This is a genomic window from Phytohabitans flavus (assembly GCF_011764545.1).
GTDB classification, from domain to species: domain Bacteria; phylum Actinomycetota; class Actinomycetes; order Mycobacteriales; family Micromonosporaceae; genus Phytohabitans; species Phytohabitans flavus.
Genome location: NZ_AP022870.1, coordinates 7678637 through 7695160 on the forward strand (window position 1 = coordinate 7678637; position 16524 = coordinate 7695160).

A 16524-nucleotide genomic window follows, 5' to 3' on the forward strand; every position below is an offset into this window, starting at 1 on the left:
AGGAGGCCGCCTCCGCCGCTCTTTCATGAGCCCTCCTCTCCCACGCGTAGCACCTCGCCGAGGCGCATCCGCCGGTTGACGACATTCTCGACGACCACCGCGGCGGCCAGGGCGGCCACCACGAGCACCAGCACCGCGCCGACCAGGAGCGGATCGAGCGCGGTACGCACGGCCGCGCCGCTGGTGAAGTTCGACAGGCCCAGCGCCGGCGCGATGACCCGGGGGAGGAACACCCCCACCAGGCCGCCAGCCAGCACGGCGATGGTGACCAGGGGCACCAGCTCGTACACGAGCAGGCCGCGGCCCTGGCTGCCGGAGAGGCCGAGCGTGCGGAGGCGGGAGAGCACCTGGCCACGTATCCGGGCGCCGGCCAGCACGGTGAACCCGACCGCGAGCAGCGCCAGCGTGGTGGCGCCGACAGCCCCGGTGGTGAATGTGAAGCTGAGCACCTCGTTGGCGCCAGTCTCGTCGAGGGCCTGGCGACGGTCGGCCCAGGTGGTGACCGTGACCCCCTCGGCCGCCTCCGGCGCGCTCGCCGCGCGCAGCGCCTCCGCGCTCGCGTCGCCCGCGATCAGGAACAGGTCCGGCGCGATCACCGCGGGGTCGGGCAGCGCCTGTCGCGGCAGCACGATGAACCGCCCGGACGCCGCGGGCACGCCCGGGAACGCGTCTGCCACCGCCGCGACGGTGAAGTCGTACAGGTGGCCGCGGATTGTCGCCACGCCGCCGGCGCCCGCCTCTGCGGCCACTTCGGGAGAGACCAGCGCGGGTACGGTGCCACCGCCGGGTCGGGCGTCGACCAGCGCGGGCGGTGGCGAGACCCCCACACCGCTGTCCGCGATCACCCGGGCGAGGGCAGCGGCGTCCACAAGGGCTACCTGCACCGTGCTGGTCGCGCCGTCCTCGGTCCGGTACGAGCTCGCGGGGTCGATGGTCACCGGCGCCACGGCGGTCACACCGGGCACGGCGGCGACCCGGTCGGTGGTCTCCGACGGGAAGGCGTACCCGGACACCTGAGCGTCGGCCGGGATCTCCAGGTCCGTGGCGCGGTCCCGGGCCTCGCCGATCGAGGACATGACCACACCACTGAAGATTCCGGTGGCGATCGCGACCACAAGTACCGCCAGCGGGCCGATCGTGACCGGAGCGCCGCGACCGGCGCGGGCCAGGCCCAGGAAGGCGACCGCGCCGCGGGCCCGGGCGGCGAGCTTGCCAAGCTGGCCCAGCGGCCACGGGAAGACCCGCAGGGCGACGATCGCCGCGCCGACGGCGAGCAGCACCGGCACCGAGGCGAGGTACGGGTCGACGCTCCCGTCGGGGCTGAGCCCGCGCCGCCGCAGCAGGTACGCGCCGAGGACGGCGACCAGCAGGAAGAACAGTTCCGCGGTGAGCCGGCGTACCGAGGGCCGGTGCCGCACGAGATCCTGGCGCCGTGCGGTGAACGACAGCCGTCGCTGGCTAAGCGCCGCGAGCACCGGGATCGCCAGCGTGGCCACCGAGCCCGCGCCCACGACCAGCCAGCCGGTGGCGGCCGGACGGCCGGGTACGTAGCTACCGGCGAGCCAGCCCGCGGCCGTGGCCAGCGGGAGTACCACCAGCGACTCGGCCAGCGTCCGCCCGCCGATCGCCGCGATCGTGCCACCCCGCGCCCGCAGTAGCGCGAACTCCTCCCGCCGCCGCTCCACCGCCAGCGTGGCGGCGAGCGCGATCAGCCCGAGGAGCGTGGCGACAAGCCCGGCCTGCACGACCGCCAGCAGCGCCGAGACCGCCCGTAGCTGCCCGTCGAACTGGACGAGCGTGGCATCGAGGCCGGCCGAGGCTGTCATACCCGGCGCGGGCGGGGTGCGCTTGACCTCGCTGAGCGCGGTCGTCACCGACGGGAGCAGGGCGCCGTCGATGCGGTTTTCGTCGATCCGGTAGCGCCACGAGAGGACGGGCGAGCCCAGCCTGGGGGCTGCCACGCCGAGGCCGGCGCCGTCGGTCACCGCCTGCGCGGCCGCCGGGGCATCCGGTATGCCTGGCAAGCCCGGGAACGGCACGAACGTGAGGCGGATCGTGTCCCAGGGGAGGGCGGTGGCGTCCTCCGGCTCGAAGACGCCCACGACGGCGAACCGCACCAGGCCGCCCTCCGGGCCCGTCTGCTGGTTCGGGGTGACCTCCAGGACGGTGCCCACCTGCGCGCCGAGCTGCTCGGCCACCGGCGTGGACAGGGCCACCTCGACGATCGTGACGCCCGCGCTGTTCGCCGGCCAGCGGCCGCTCGTGAGGCGTACCCGCTCGGCCATCCCGGCCTGGGTGCGCAGGCCCAGGAAGGTACGCGGGCCGGACGGCGGAAACGTGATCCCCTCCAGCCCGGCGGTGAACCATCCGTCGCTGACCAGGCCGGGCAGCGGCGCGGGCAGCCGGTCCCGGTGCGCCGGAATCGCGTCCACCGCGCCGCTCAGCGTGGGGTCGGCGTCGAGCGTTTCGGGACGCTGCTGGAGCGTGATGTCCCGGCCCGAGTACGGCAGGCGGGCCACGTCCTCGTGCAGCGCACGGTCGCTGAGGTCGTTGGCCAGCCGGGGCGCCGCCGTGATCAGCAGGGCGGCGACCAGGGCGAGAGCGGCGAGCAGCCCGAACTGCCCGGCGAAAACCCGTACCCGCCAGAGAACGCCGCTCATGCGTCCGCCCCGATCCGTAGCTGGGCCGCGATCATCCGTTGTCGGGCGGCGAGGGCCACCGACGCGCTGAGCACGAGCGTGAGCAGCAGAAGGCCGCCAGCGGTCGCGCCGACTGGCGACCACACGACGGTCAGCAGCGGCTCCGGCACCGGGCGCCCGGCCGCGGGCGTGAGGATGACGAGCGGCGCCATTGTCGCGGCCACGCCGATGCCGACCACGAGCCCGACGAGTACCCCCACGCCGGCGAGGAATGTCTGCTCGGCCACCAGCGAGCGCCCGAGCAGTCGCGGGCTCGCGCCGAGCGTGTGGAGCACGGCCAGCTCGCCGATCCGGCGGCGGGCGGTGGCCCGGATGTCGACGCCGATGCCCATCGCCGCGATGAGTACCGCGCCGAGGGCGGCGGCGAAGAGCGCGGCTCGGGCACCCACGCCGTACGGGTCACGGCCGGCCTCCTCCGCGGCGGCGCGCCGGTCCAGCACCTCGATGCCGGGGAGCGCGGCAGCGGCCGTGGCCGTCGCATGCGGATCAGGCCCGGTCGCGAGCCACCACTCCTGCGGCTGGCGCACCTCGCCGTACCCGTAGAAGGCCTCCGCGGCCAGCGAAGGTAGGTCGGCGAGCAGCGCGGCGGCGTCCTCCGTGCCGGGAACGGCCGAGACCGAACCGGCGATCCGGACGCCGACCTCGCCCTGCCCGAGCGACATGCGGGTCTCGTCGCCGTCGCCGATGCGCAGCGCGGAGAGCGCCGCCGGCGTGGCCACCACCGGCACCGGTGCGGCCTTGCGGGCCCGGGTTACGACAAGCGTGACCGGCTGCGAGTAGCCCCACAGGCCGGCGTTCGGCAGGGTGTAGTCGACGGTCGCCTCGGCGCCGCTGGTGGCCTCGCCGCCGGCCCGGGTGCGTGCCTGCCACGGCCCGGCAGCGCCCAGGTCGACCGGAGCGTCCCCGGCCGTCAGCGACCGCACCCGCCAGCTGACCCGGAAACCGGCTGGCCCGCCGCTGCTGACTAGGAAACCGGCCAGCCGTACCGGCTGGAGATCCGCCGGCAGGTCGACCGCGAAGCGCAGTGGGTGGCCGTTGCTGCTGCGGCCGAGCGGCACTCGTCGGTACCCGCCCGCCACCGCGAAGACCGCGTCGGTCTGCACCGGTGGCTCGGGGGGCGAGAAGAACTCGTCAGTCCAGCTGGCCACCTCGGTCTCCACCGCGCCGGAGATCCGCTGGGTCGTGGGCGGCAGGTCGACCACCGGCGCCTCGACGCGCGCATCGCTCAGCTTTGTGAAGAGGCCCTGTGGGGAGCCGCCGGCGAGGTCGTCCCGGAGCCGCACCACACCGTTCGCCTGGGCCGCATCCAGCGAGATCACCGAGGCGCTCTCGCCCTCTGCGCCCAGCCTTAGGCTGTCCCGCCAGGCCGGCAGTACCGTCTCCACGCCCGGCAGCGCGGCGACCTCGGCCGCCCGACCCTCGGGCGCGAACCGGGTCCCCTCGAGCAGGCGCAGGTCGGCGCCGACCTGGTGGTCGGCCTGGTCCACTATGGAACGCTCGGAGGTGCCGGCCAGGCACCACGCGAGCGTGCTGACCGCGACGGCGAGCGCGAGCAGGAGCACCGGGCCGGCCTGCGGGCGCCGGCCGGCCTGCCACATGCCGAACATCGTGGCGTTCCACGGCTTGCGGTCGACCGCCCGCTCGGCGAGCCGGGTCAGCGGCGGCAGGGCACGCAGCGCGATCGCCGCGCCGGCCAGCACGCCGAGGGTGGGGCTCGCCGCGAGCAGTGGGTCGATGCCGAGGTTGCCACCGGCAAGCGGGGACGAGTACTGCCGCAGCTGGAACCAGCCGAGCACCGCAAGGCCCACCAGCGCGATGTCGAGGCTGGCCCGCTGGGCGGCGGCGCGGCGGGACGGCCGGGAGCGGCTGGCCATCTCTGCCGCGTACGTGTCGCCGCGGCGCAGCGCCGGGCCGAGCATCGCCAGTGCGCACCCGGCCGCGGCCAGCCCCGCCACCGCCCAGGTCAGCGCGTCGAAGCGCGGGGTCAGCCGGAGGGCGCCGGCGGCGAGCATAGGCACCCGGTCGACGTACCGGAGGATCTGGCTGGCCAATATCGGTGCGAGCACCGCCGCGGGGAGGACGACCAGCGCGGCCTCGCGTGCGGCCAGGCCGGCGAGCTGTGCCCGGGCCGCGCCGCGCGCCCGCAGCAGCGCCGTCTCACCGCGGCGCTGCTCGGTCATCAGTACGGCGACGAGCACCAGCGCGTATCCGCCGAGCACCACCATCAGCAGCATCGGCGTGATGAGCGCCGAGCGGCCGACCAGGTCGGCCCGCTCCAGGCGTCCGGTGAGCTGGTCCAGTCGGGAGGTGACCAGGCCGGACGAGCCCAGCCCGATGTCGTCGGCCAGCGAGTCGACCGCCGCGGTGGTGGCCTGGCCGAGCCCGTCGAGCTCGGAGAGCGGGGCGCCGGCCAGGTCCGGCTCGATCAGCCAGGCGGCCGAGGCGCTGGCCGCGAAGCCGCTGAGGAAGTCGGCGCGGTCGACGACGAAGGGTCCATAAGTAGAGGACTGCGGCGCGGCGCCGTCGACGGCGTCTTGGGCGAGGCGCCAGTACGGTGCGTTCGGGTCGCGGGGCCGCCAGATGCCAGAAACCTCGATCTCCGAGGACTTGCGGCTCAGCCGGTCGTGGATGGCGACCCGCTCGCCCACCTCGAGGTGCAACGTCCGGGCGGCCGCCTCGCCGACGGCGGTACGCACGGGTGTGGCGCCCGGCTCCGGCCACGTGCCGCTCACCAGCTCGGCGTGCTCCCGCAGGCCCTCGAGGAACGAGACCGACGCGAAGACCACGCCGTCCTTGTCCGGGCGGGCCTCACCGACGTCGCCGGTGAGCTGACGCCCGACCGCGTACCCGGCGGTGGACACGTGCGCGTCCCGCCCGGCGAAGCCGCCCGCGTAGCGATCGTGGACCGCGGCATCCCGCGCGGCGAACTCCCTGCCCCCGGCCGGCCCCTGCACCAGGATCGACCGCTCCTCGGGGCTCGCCGACTCGACGGCGCTGCGCGCACCGGCGTCGACAACCTCGCGGCTGTAGTCGGCCAGGCCGGTGAGTAAGACGGTCGCGATCAAGGTCGCACCTGTCGCCGCGAGGAGGAGACTCTTCACTCCACGGGCACGACGAAACACCAGCCTCATGCGTCTCCGTCTCTCCGCCGCCTACGAGAGATTTGATGACCCGGGGTGCGGAGAAGGTTGGCACGGTTACCGGAACGTAATCTGCGCGCCTCGGCGCGCCGCGCGTACCACACAGTAGTGAGAAACCTACACTCTGATTGCCTCGCGGCCGGTAGCGTCGTTACATGAGGGTCGCGCGGGTCCGGCTGCTCCAAAACGCGGCCGCCAGTCTGTGCATCCTCCTTGTGCTTGTCGCCATCGCGGTGGGCCTGCCCGCGATCGACAGGTCGCTCCCCGCCGAGCAGGCCGTCCCGCCCCACGAGCCGTACGAAGTGGGCGCCGGGGTGACCGTGGTGCCCCCGGCCGGCGCCGCGCTCGACGTGACCCGTACCCGACCCACCGCCCGCCAGGGCACCGCGCTGTTCGTCCTCGGACGGGTGCGGTACGTGATCGTGGTGGCCCCCTTCGACGGTGAACTCGAAGGCGCGGTCGACAGGTTGCGCCGCAAGGTGATCAACGCCGACGGGCAGCTCGACGCGGGCCTCCCGGCACTCACCGGCACCGGACTCGTCGGCCACGAGGGGGCGTACACGACACCGGACCGGGCGGGGCGGTACGCCGTGTTCCTCGCGCCGGACGTCTCCATCGAGGTCACGGTCAGCGGCACCGAGACCGAGCTCGCCGAGACCGAGCAGGTGATCGAGGCGAGCATCGCGACCATCACGTACCAGGAGAGGCTGTGACAGTGACGGCCGGCTGCCCGGGCGGGCACGGCGTCCCGCCGCGGAGCGCCCGAACCGCGCCCGTACACCCCGCACCCGCCTGGGCGCGGAGCCACAAGTCGCTGCTGCTGCCCGCCTTCTGGCTGGTGGCGCTCATGATGGCGGTGGGCGCCGCGCGCACGGTACTGCTGATCCGGCACTCGATCGCGGAGTACCCGGTGGCGACCACCGCCGCGCTCGCGCTCTTCGCCGTGTACGCGGTGCCCTTCTGGCTCTTCGTCTCCGCGCTCGACTACCTGGAGCGGGAGCCGCCGCTGCTGCTGGTGATCGCGTTCGGCTGGGGCGGGCTTGTCGCCACGACCGTCTCCGCGCCAGGCAGCACCGCGATACAGAACATGCTCGCCAAGGGGTACTCCCCGGGCTTCGCCGCCGCCTGGGGCTCGGCCATCGCCGGTCCCACAGTGGAAGAAATCGTGAAGACGCTCGGCGTCGTAGCGATCGTGCTGATCGCCCGCGCGCAGATAAACAGCGTGCTCGACGGCGTCATCTACGGCTCGCTTGTCGGGCTCGGCTTCCAGGTGGTCGAAGACGTCGTGTACGCGGTGAACGCGGTCGCCGCGGCGGGCCGGGGCGACGACATCGGGCCGGTCGTGGCCACCTTCTTCGTGCGCGGCTTCCTCGCCGGCCTGTGGAGCCACACGCTCTTCAGCGCGCTGGCCGGCGCCGGCGTGGCGTCGGTCGTGGTGCGCACCGACCGTACGCTGCGCTTCCGGCTGGGCGTCGCGGCGGTCTGCTTGTTCGGCGCGTGGTTCTGCCACTTCCTCTGGAACTCGCCGCTGCTGGCCGTCGAGGTCGGCGACAACGGGTACCTGCTGATCGTGGTGTTGCTGGCGAAGGGCATCCCGCCGTTGCTGGCGATCCTGCTGCTGGTGCGCAGCGCGCGGCACCGTGAGGCGGACTACTACATCGCGCAGCTCACCGCGCTCGACGACCGGGACATCGCCACGCCCGCCGAGCTGCACGTGCTGGGTTTGGGGCACATGCGCGCCAACGCGCGGCGGTACGCGTACGCGCGGGCGGGAGTGATGGGGCGGCGGGCGGTGCAGCGGCTACAGCGGGCACAGGCGAGCCTCGCGCTGGAGTTGAGCCGGGCGCAGACCACGCACGATCCGGCCGCGCTGGGCCAATGGCGGGACGAGGTACTGCGGCAGCGGGCGCGGCTACGGTCGCTGGGCCACCCGGAGGCGGTGGCGGTCGACCAGCGGCGCGGTTCGATGCGCCGGCGCATGATGATCCTGGCGGTCACGCTGCTGCTGCTCACCGCGGCGTGCGCGGCGCTGTCCCTCTGAGCGCACATCAGGGGCGCCCCGGCCTGGGACGCCCCTGACTCTGTACGCGGTGCGGGTCTAGCTGGTCGGCGGGAGACCGCCGTCGCCCTCGACCACCTGGTCCGGCGTGCCGTCCTCGTCCAGATCGGACATCGTGACGTTCACCTTGCCGTCGCCGTCGGTGTCGAACTGGTAGAGGTCGGTCTTGCCGTCGCCATCGGTGTCGGCGGCCCACAAGTCGGTCTTGCCGTCCTTGTTGGTGTCCATCTTCAACAGGTCGACGCGCTCGTCGCCCCTGGTGTCGACCGTTTCCTGCGATTCGCTCATGGCCGTCCTCGCTTCGGTGCGGGTGGCCATGAAGCTCCAAGCGCCCTGGGCTTGTTGCTTCGCTTGCTCATGGCCGTCCTCGCTTAGGGTGTCGTCTGGTCCCAGGTCCAACGGCACCCTAAGCGTCGGTGACGGTCTGTGCCAGCCAGGAGGGCGATCAGCTCGCGGCGTACGGGTTCACGGGCGGCGGCGGGGTGACGGTCTGCGGGGCGGCCGTCTGCTGCTCCGGCGTGCCGTCGTGGTTCGCGTCGCTCACGGCCACGTCGGGGGTGCCGTCGTGGTTGGTGTCGACGAAGGCCACGTCCGGCTGACCGTCGTAGTCGACGTCGGCGATCCAGGTGTCGGCCTTGCCGTCGTAGTCGGTGTCCAGCGTCACGTGGTCGACCTTGTTGTCGTCGTTCAGGTCGGCGGCGGCGTAGTCGACACGGCCGTCAGCGTTGGTGTCGGCGAACGCGGCGTCGAGGTCGCCGTCGTCGTCGTAGTCCTTCAGGATCGTGTCGAGGCGACCGTCGTGGTTAGCGTCCACATAGGTCGTGTCGGCGTACCCGTCGCTGTCCGTGTCGTGCTTCACGACGTCCGCGTAGCCGTCACCGTCGAGGTCGACCACCGTGTCGGTGGAACCGTCGGGGTTGTGCTGCACGATCGAGTCGGGCTGGCCGTAGTGCGGCTCCTCGTAGTGCGGCTGGTCGTGGCCGTACGGCGGCTGGTCGTGACCGGGCTGGTCGTAGCCGGGCTGGTCGTGTCCACTGTCGCCAGCGTTGCCGAAGCCCTCGTGTCCGGTACCGGGGTCTTCGGTCAGGGTCGGGTCGTCGAACTCGCTCATCGTGGGCTCCGTTTCGGTTATTGCTTCCGTGATGAGGGAACCGTACGGCCCGGACACCACCCGAGGGATCCCGGAAACGTGCCACCCCCGACGACTAGTGGCGGAGCTCCACACCCGCCGCGACGAGGGCCTTGATGACGTTCGCCGACTCACCAAAGCCGATCACCAGTACCGCATCAGCCTTGAAGTCTTTGATCTCCTTGGCTCCGCCGCTGAAGTCGAGCGGGGCGGCCGGGTCCTCCGGCGGGTCATAGGTCAGCAGCTTGATGTTGGCGGCGTTCACGCCGGCCTTTTCCAGCTCGGCGCGGACGTTGTCCTGGAGGCCCTGGCCGTACGAGTCCTTACGGGCAACGATCGCGATGTGCTGCGGACCGTCGCGCAGGATCACGTCGGCGAGCGCCTTGCCCTGGAGCAGGTCGGAGGGGGCGGTACGGAAGTAGAGCCCCTTGTCGTCGATCTCACTCAGCCCCGCGTCGGTGTTGCAGGGCGAGAAGAGGATCAGGCCGGCGTTCACCACGTCCGGCAGCACGGCCCGGGAGATACCCGAGGCGCCCGCGCCGATGATGACGTGCACGCCGGCGTTCACGTGCGACGCGACCGTCTGCTTGGCCTTCTCCGGGTTTGTGCCGTCGTCGCCGTCGATCCACTCGACCGGCTTGCCGAGGACGCCGCCGGCGGCGTTGATGTCGCGGATGGCCAGGGCGGTGCCGGCGGCCAACGGCGGGTTGGCCAGGGCCAGGTCACCGGTCTGCGGCAGCAGCCCGCCGATCTTCAGCGGCGCGCCGCTCTGCGCGTCGCCTCCGCCGTCAGCAGGGCGCGCGGCCGGTGCGGGCTTGGTGGTCGTGGACGACTCGTCGCCCGCGCCCACGAACTCCGTCTTGCCGTCGTCGAGGCGGTCGCTGGAGCCGAAGTGGAGAGTCGCGTAGCTCGCGGTGGACGGCTCACCCGCGTCGGTAAAGCCACCACGCTTGAGCGAGACCCCGCGGTACTCGATGTCCTTGCCGGCGCGGGCGAGGGTCAGGCAGTCCTTCGCGGTGTCGCACCGCTCACCCTCTGTAGTCACGCCGTTGATGTACTTTGCGATCTCACTAGGCGCGGTGCTGCCGGCGAGCTGTGAGGCGAGCGCGCTGATCACCACGGCGTCGTAGCTCTCGCCGGAGTAGATGTAGTCGCCGAGGTTGGCGTCGATCGAACGCAGCCGCTCTTTGAAGTCGTCGGAGAGCGGGGTCAGCGGCGTCGTGCCCTTCATCCCGGCAAGCACCCCTGCCTGGTCTTTGAAGGCCTCACCGAACGAGTTGATCATATTGCCGTCCGACCCGTAGAGGCGAACGGGGCCGGCGGGGATGTCCTCCGGCGTGTCGCCCGTACTTCCACAGCCCGCGATGGCGAGCATGAACGCGGTGCAGGCGGCGATGGCAGCGCTGCGCGAGCGGTACATGGCTTGTCCTCCCTCCCCGGGGGTCGGCGGGGTCCGCTGGGGACACTAGCGTGCCACCCGTACGCAGTGTGACTGTGGTCGCTGGCCATTCTCGTACGTGCGAGTAACTTGCGCTGCATTGGCCCACGTTGCGGCTTCACCGAGCGAGCCTTGACCCGGCGACATACCCTTCGCCTCGTGACGGATGTTCCGCCCGAGGCGTTGGACGATGCCGCCCAGGTGCTCCGCAGCGCGCTGGCCGGCGACAGTGACGCAGTTGTCGGGACGTTCGACGCGGTGGTCGACCGCTCCGGCGTGGCTGGGGCGTATGACGTGGCGTGGTGCATAGCGGCCACGATGGTCGGCGACAACGTGCAGCGGGGCCGCTGGACGCTCGACTTCCCCGGCATCGACGAGGCCCGCTACGACGCCCGCTGGGTGGCCCGGTTCGTCAGCGCGTACGCCAACGCCGACTCCTCGACCGGCGAGGCCCTCTTCGGCGCCGCGCTGGCCGACGGCCAACTCCCCGAGTGCCTTCTGACCCTCGCGGGGTCGGCCGTCGCCACCCTGCGCCGCCGCGCCGCTTAGCTTTCCGCCAGGAAATACCCCGGTCAGGAGCCGCGCGAGCGTCTCGTGCGGCACACCGTGCCAGGCACCGTCCGGGCCAAAAGACAAAATCAAGACCAACAAAATTGGGTACGCCGTACCAGCCCCAGAGGACCTGACAGCCCGTCTCGACCCGGTGCTCAGCACGGTGTACCTGGTCTTCATGAGGGGTACTCACCTGCCGCGGGTGAGGCAGTCCGACTGGGCCGCCTGCTCGCCGAGCTGTAACGCCGCTTCCTCAAGCGCCGCATCTCCGAGCTGGATGCCTAGCCGAGGTACGGCTTTGCGTCGCCAGCCAGGTAGTGGTCGATCCGCATGCGCATGGAGCGGTGCATCTGGAGCGCGCCCACCGCGTCCGGCGGCACCCAGTGGACCTCGCGGGACTCGTCGCTCGGGGTGGGCTGGCCACCCAGCGGCCGGGCCGTGAACACCACGGAGAACTCCTGCCGCACCTCGCCGTCACTGGTGTAGTGGATGACGTGCCGCGGATCGGTGTAGATCCCGACCAGCCCGGTGACCTCGACCCGGACCCCGGTCTCCTCCAGCGTCTCCCGGACGGCGGCCGCCGGAAGCGACTCGCCCAGATCCATCGCGCCGCCAGGCAAGGCCCAATTGTCGTTGTCCGCCCGCCGGATCAACAGGATCTCGCCAGCGCCGTTGACGACAACGACGTTGACCGACGGCACCACGGTATTGGCCCGCGGCGCGGCTGGATCGTCGAAGTAGTCGATGCGCCCCGGCATGCCTCACATCATCCCTGACGCATCCCTGACACGAGAAAGCAAAACGCCGACCCGCGTTTCCACTGGTCGGCGTTCTGATAGCCCGGCGAAGGGCTGGTGGCCAGGGCGGGGTCGAACCGCCGACCTTCCGATTTTCAGTCGGACGCTCGTACCAACTGAGCTACCTGGCCAGGCTCTCGGCTCATCTTAACCGCGGTCCTGACGGGACTTGAACCCGCGACCTCCGCCTTGACAGGGCGGCGAGCACTCCAACTGCTCCACAGGACCTTGCTCCTCCGGCTGGGCCGGACCGTGCCCCCAACGGGATTCGAACCCGTGCTACCGCCTTGAAAGGGCGGCGTCCTGGGCCACTAGACGATGAGGGCGGGCCTCGCCATCATTGCACATCGCAAGTCAGGCAGCTTTGCTCCCATCCGGCCCCGCCGGAGGCTTCGAAAGCATACGCGACGCGCGACCTTCCCTCCAAACCGATACCTGGCGCGTCGCATTCCCCGCAGATGCCTACAAGCTCCGCGCCACCGAGCCAGCTGGGCTGGGTCACCGGAGCAGGGCGATCCCGTACTTGTGCTTCAGCTCACTCACGATGCCTGGGCAGGCGGCCAGTGTGGCGGCGCGGTCGCCGCCGCCGTCGTGCAGCAGCACGATCGAGCCCGGGCGGGCCTGGTTGATGACGCGGGTACGGATGGCGTCGGCGGTCGGCTTCTTCCAGTCCAGGGGGTCGACGTCCCAGCCGAGCGCGGTCATGCCCAGGTCGCGGGAGACCTTGACCGCGGCGGCCGTCCACATACCGCCCGGGTGACGGAAGAACTTGATTTTGGCGCCGGGCACCGCGCGCCGGATCTCGCGGTTGGTGGCCTCCAGGTTGGCGCGGATCTCGGCCTCGGGCTTGGTGCCCAGGTCGAGCTCGTGGTGCCAGGTGTGGTTGCACAGCGTGTGGCCCTCGCGCACGATGCGTTTGACCAGCGCCGGGTACTGCTTGACCTCGGTGCCCACCAGGCAGAACGTCGCCTTCACGCCGGTCTGGCGGAGCAGGTCGAGCACCTTGGGCGTCCACACCGGGTGCGGGCCGTCGTCGAAGGTCAGGGCGATCTTCTTGCTGCCGGTGAGCCGCCGCGTCTCGATCGGGCCGGTGCCCTTCGGCGGCTTGGGTGACTTCGGCGGTGGCTTATGTCCTGGCGTGCTGGACGGCGACGGTGGCGGGGCGTCTGGTGATGCGGATGCGGAGGCCGCCGGCATGCCGGGGCCAGGCTCCACGAGGATCGTGTCGACCGGTCCGCGGCCAAGCGCCCATCGCCCACCGACCAGCAGCGCAAGTACGACCAGCGCGCTGACGATGGCGGCTCGTTGAGTCACGTCGAGTACTCCCGACGGTTCGGGAACAGAGCGACAAAACCCTACTAGAGTGCCCGCTGAGAATCGAGGTTCAGCTTTGCCACCACGCCCGACAACCACGGAGCGTAGTCGTCAGGCCGCGCGTCGAGCCGAGCGCGCAACTCGTCGAGGTCGACCCATCGCAGCTCGTCCACCTCGGCGGGATCGGGGCTCATCGGGCGGTCGGCGGCGATGTGGCCGAGCAGTACGTGGTCGTACTCCACCTCGACACGGGCGGTAACGGGGTCCTCGGCGCGGTACACGTACACGCCTAGCTCGGTCAGCGGCATCGGCGTCATCCCGAGCTCCTCGCCGAGCCGCACGTTGGCCGCCTCCACCACCGGCTGCCCGGGTGCAGGGTGCCCGCAGCAGGCGTTGCCCCAGCGCAGCGGGAAGCGGGTCTTGACGGCCGCGCGGCGCTGGAGCAGCACGCGCCCCTCGGGGTCGGCGAGCAGCACCGAGAACGCCCGGTGCAGCATGCCTGGCGCACGATGTGCGGCGTCGACGGTGGCCCGGCCCACCGGGTACCCGTCGCCGTCCACCAGCTCGACGAGGTGGGCCTCCCGGTCCGGGGTCATGCGGCACGCCCGGTGACGCGCTGAGCGGCGATTTTGCCGGAAATGAGCACCATGGGTACCCCCACACCGGGCTGTGTGCCCGAGCCGACGAATACGACGTTTTCCAGAGTGGAGTGCAGATTGCCCGGGCGGAACGGGCCGGTCTGCCAGAAGCTGTGCGCGGCCGCGAACGGGGTGCCCGCCGCCATCCCCAGATCGGCCCAGTCGGCCGGCGTGACCACGTGGGACACTTCCACACCCGCGCCGAAGTCCGTGTAGCCGCGGGCCTCCAGCACCTCGATCAGCTCCGCCGCGTACCGCTCGCCGAGACCGCCGCGCCAGTCCAGGTGGCGGCCGCTGGTGAGGTTGGGCACCGGGGCGAGCACGTAGTACGCGTGGCGGCCGTCCGGCGCGAGCAGCGGGTCCGTGCGGCTGGGGTTGGTCACGAGGAGTGACGGGTCGGACATCAGCCGGCCGCGCCGGATCACGTCGTCGAACGCGGCTTGCCACGTACGTCCGAAGTGGAGGTTGTGGTGCGCCATCCGCCGGTACTCCTGGGTGGATCCGACGTGGAGCACCACGCACGACGGCGAGTAGCGCAGCGGGCGGTGGCGCCCTGGCGGCAGCAGGTCGCGGCGGGCGACCGGCACGTCGGGGTTGAGCACCACGACGTCGGCCGGGATGCGCTCGCCCGCCCCGGTGCGTACGGCGACCGCGCGGCCGGCGGAGGTCTCCACGCGGGTGACCGTGGTGCCGTACCGGATCTCGACGCCGTGCTTCTCCGCCGCGCCGGCGAGGGCCCTGGGGACCGCGTGGATACCGCCGCGCGGGAAGTACACGCCGGCGACCGAGTCGAGGTACGCGATGACGGCGTAGATCGCGAGCGCGTCGCGCGGGGCGAGGCCGGCGTACATGGCCTGGAACGAGAAGATCCGCCGGGTACGCGGGTCGGCGAAGAACTGGTCGATCTTCGACTGGAGCCGCCCGAACGCGCCCATGCCCAGCAGCCGCAGCAGGTTGGCGGTGAGCAGGTCGGCGGGTGAGTCGAGGTTGCGCTCCACGAAGTCGGCGCGCTCCAGCTCCCACAGCCGCTTTGCGTAGTCCACGAAGCGCAGGTAACCCTCCGCTTCGGATGGCCCGCAGACGCGGGCCACCTCCGCCACCATCCGGTCCGGGTCGGTGATGACATCCATCGTGGAACCGTCTGGGTAGTGCGCCCGGTACGCGGGGTCGAGCCGGCTCAGCTCCAGCCAGTCGGTCAGCCGCTCACCCACCGCGTCCAGCGCCTCGGCGATCAGGTCGGGCATGGTCAGCACGGTCGGGCCGGTGTCGAACTCATACCCGTCCAGGCTCAACCGCCCGGCTCGCCCGCCCGGTACAGCTTCACGTTCGAGCACGGTGACCTGACGCCCCGCGCCAGCCAAGTGGAGCGCGCAGGCGAGCCCGCCGAGGCCGGCGCCGACCACCACGACCCGGTCGGTCCGCCCGCTGACTCTTCGCTCGCTCGGCACGCGATCGAGCGTAGCGACTACCTGCGCATATGCCGTACGTTTCCAGCCCTCGCCGGCGATCTCAGTCACCCGTTGGTGGCAGCCCGGTAGCCGCTAGGTGTTGGGCTACATGATCTACGCATTCTGGAACTTTCGCCCATGCGATTGAGAATCCTTGCGTGATCTGCGTTAAGAACTCACCCGTGAGCTGGCCTGAGATGTCAGTTCTTGCAGCGGCTTGACGTACGATTTCGCCGTGACACGACGCCTAACCGAGGTCGCCAAGAAGGCGGGCGTCAGCGAGGCCACCGTGAGCCGCGTGCTCAACGGCCGCGAGGGCGTGTCCGAGGCGACCCGGGCCGCGGTGCTGACCGCGCTTGACGTGCTCGGCTACGAGCGGCCCTCCAAGCTGCGCGGTGAGCGCGCCCGGCTGGTCGGCCTCGTCCTGCCAGAGCTGCAAAACCCGATCTTCCCGGCGCTCGCCGAGGCGGTGACCGGCGCGCTGGTGCAGCGCAGCCTCTCGCCGATCCTCTGCGCCCGCACGATCGGTGGTGTCTCGGAGACCGACTTCCTCGAGATGCTGCTGGAGCACCAGGTGTCCGGCGTGATCTTCGCCGGTGGCAACTACGCGATGGCCGACGCGTCGCACGACCACTACCGCACGCTGCGTGAGCGCGGCCTGCCAGCGGTGCTGGTCAACGCGGGTGTCGAAGGGCTGGGCTTCCCGTGCGTCTCGACCGATGACGCGGTGGCGGTGGAGCAGGCGTTCGCGCATCTGGTGTCGCTCGGCCACCAGAAGGTCGGCGCGCTACTCGGTCCGGAGGACCACGTGCCGTCCCGTCGCAAGCTCGACGCCCTCATGGCCGCGGCCAAGGGAGTCCGGACGTGACCTGCGATGTCGAGCGCGCGAGCTTCTCGATGGAGGGTGCCCGCCCGGCGGCCACTCGACTGGCGGAGCGCGGCGTGACCGGCATCCTCTGCGCCAGCGATGTGCTCGCCCTCGGTGCGGTCCGGGCGGTCCGGCGCCTGGGCAAGCGGGTGCCACAGGACGTCTCGATCGTCGGCTTCGACGACTCCGCGATCATGACCTGCACCGACCCACCGCTGACCACCGTCCGCCAGCCGATCGAGGCGATGGGCCAGTCGGTCGTCGACCTGCTCGTGCAGCAGATGGAGGGGGTCGGCGTGCCGTCGGAGGAGCTGTACTTCGAGCCGGAGCTCGTGGTGCGCGGCTCGACGGCGCCGGCACCGAGGACCTGACCGTTTAGACCCGACCTGACCAGGGCGTCCCACCGACCGGTGGGACGCCCTGATTGTTTCTGTCTCGTATC

12 protein-coding genes, 3 tRNA genes and 1 pseudogene are annotated in these 16524 nt (G+C 71.6%); 4 read left to right on the forward strand and 12 right to left on the reverse strand.

The genetic code is table 11. The features are described from left to right. Window positions 1–23: 23 nt before the first annotated feature. Together Pflav_RS33965 and Pflav_RS33970 are read right to left on the reverse strand one after the other, a co-directional pair. Window positions 24–2660, reverse strand: a complete 2637-nt coding sequence (locus tag Pflav_RS33965; RefSeq protein ID WP_173040835.1) for an ABC transporter permease — start codon at window positions 2658–2660, stop codon at window positions 24–26. Further along, on the reverse strand, window positions 2657–5764 hold the full coding sequence (locus tag Pflav_RS33970) for an FtsX-like permease family protein (protein ID WP_232072219.1): 3108 nt from the start codon (window positions 5762–5764) through the stop codon (window positions 2657–2659). The genes Pflav_RS33965 and Pflav_RS33970 overlap by 4 nt, the downstream gene beginning before the upstream one ends. Before the next feature lie 230 nt (window positions 5765–5994). Here Pflav_RS33970 and Pflav_RS33975 point away from each other — a divergent pair, with 230 nt between their 5' ends. Then, window positions 5995–6552, forward strand: coding sequence for a hypothetical protein (locus Pflav_RS33975; RefSeq protein ID WP_173040837.1), 558 nt, complete (start codon window positions 5995–5997; stop codon window positions 6550–6552). Further along, entirely contained in the window at window positions 6549–7880 is a 1332-nt protein-coding gene (locus tag Pflav_RS33980; protein WP_232072221.1) for a PrsW family intramembrane metalloprotease, read from the forward strand. The genes Pflav_RS33975 and Pflav_RS33980 overlap by 4 nt, the downstream gene beginning before the upstream one ends. 57 nt (window positions 7881–7937) lie before the next feature. On the opposite strand, the gene Pflav_RS33985 is transcribed toward Pflav_RS33980, so the two are convergent. The 3 genes from Pflav_RS33985 to Pflav_RS33995 form a co-directional block, all read right to left on the reverse strand. After that, window positions 7938–8186: a hypothetical protein gene (locus Pflav_RS33985; protein ID WP_173042792.1), complete on the reverse strand. Its 249-nt coding sequence runs from the start codon at window positions 8184–8186 to the stop codon at window positions 7938–7940. Window positions 8187–8343: 157 nt separating this feature from the next. Further along, window positions 8344–9009, reverse strand: a complete 666-nt coding sequence (locus Pflav_RS33990) for a hypothetical protein (protein WP_173040838.1) — start codon at window positions 9007–9009, stop codon at window positions 8344–8346. Window positions 9010–9103: 94 nt separating this feature from the next. Next, window positions 9104–10447 (reverse strand): ABC transporter substrate-binding protein, encoded by a 1344-nt coding sequence (locus Pflav_RS33995; protein WP_173040839.1) that lies wholly within the window; start codon window positions 10445–10447, stop codon window positions 9104–9106. Window positions 10448–10624: 177 nt separating this feature from the next. On the opposite strand from Pflav_RS33995, the gene Pflav_RS34000 reads away from it, so the two are divergent. Further along, window positions 10625–11014: a hypothetical protein gene (locus Pflav_RS34000; protein WP_173040840.1), complete on the forward strand. Its 390-nt coding sequence runs from the start codon at window positions 10625–10627 to the stop codon at window positions 11012–11014. A gap of 284 nt (window positions 11015–11298) precedes the next feature. On the opposite strand, the gene Pflav_RS34005 is transcribed toward Pflav_RS34000, so the two are convergent. The 7 genes from Pflav_RS34005 to crtI all read right to left on the reverse strand — a co-directional run bounded on the left by Pflav_RS34005 (window position 11299) and on the right by crtI (window position 15214). After that, a complete protein-coding gene (locus tag Pflav_RS34005) occupies window positions 11299–11775 on the reverse strand; it encodes an NUDIX hydrolase (protein ID WP_173040841.1) in 477 nt (158 codons plus the stop codon). Window positions 11776–11869: 94 nt separating this feature from the next. Then, window positions 11870–11945 (reverse strand) — tRNA-Phe (locus Pflav_RS34010). Window positions 11946–11968: 23 nt separating this feature from the next. Then, window positions 11969–12042: transfer RNA gene (locus Pflav_RS34015), tRNA-Asp, on the reverse strand. A gap of 25 nt (window positions 12043–12067) precedes the next feature. After that, window positions 12068–12140 (reverse strand) — tRNA-Glu (locus Pflav_RS34020). Between the two features lie 172 nt (window positions 12141–12312). Further along, a complete protein-coding gene (locus Pflav_RS34025; RefSeq protein ID WP_173040842.1) occupies window positions 12313–13128 on the reverse strand; it encodes a polysaccharide deacetylase family protein in 816 nt (271 codons plus the stop codon). 44 nt (window positions 13129–13172) lie between these two features. After that, window positions 13173–13724 carry an isopentenyl-diphosphate Delta-isomerase gene (gene idi / locus Pflav_RS34030; protein WP_173040843.1) on the reverse strand — a complete coding sequence of 184 codons (552 nt, stop codon included), beginning with the start codon at window positions 13722–13724 and terminating at the stop codon, window positions 13173–13175. Beyond that, entirely contained in the window at window positions 13721–15214 is a 1494-nt protein-coding gene (gene crtI, locus Pflav_RS34035) for a phytoene desaturase family protein (protein ID WP_173040844.1), read from the reverse strand. The genes idi and crtI overlap by 4 nt, the downstream gene beginning before the upstream one ends. 235 nt (window positions 15215–15449) lie before the next feature. On the opposite strand from crtI, the pseudogene Pflav_RS34040 reads away from it, so the two are divergent. Beyond that, window positions 15450–16453, forward strand: a pseudogene (locus Pflav_RS34040) (LacI family DNA-binding transcriptional regulator). Window positions 16454–16524: the final 71 nt, after the last annotated feature.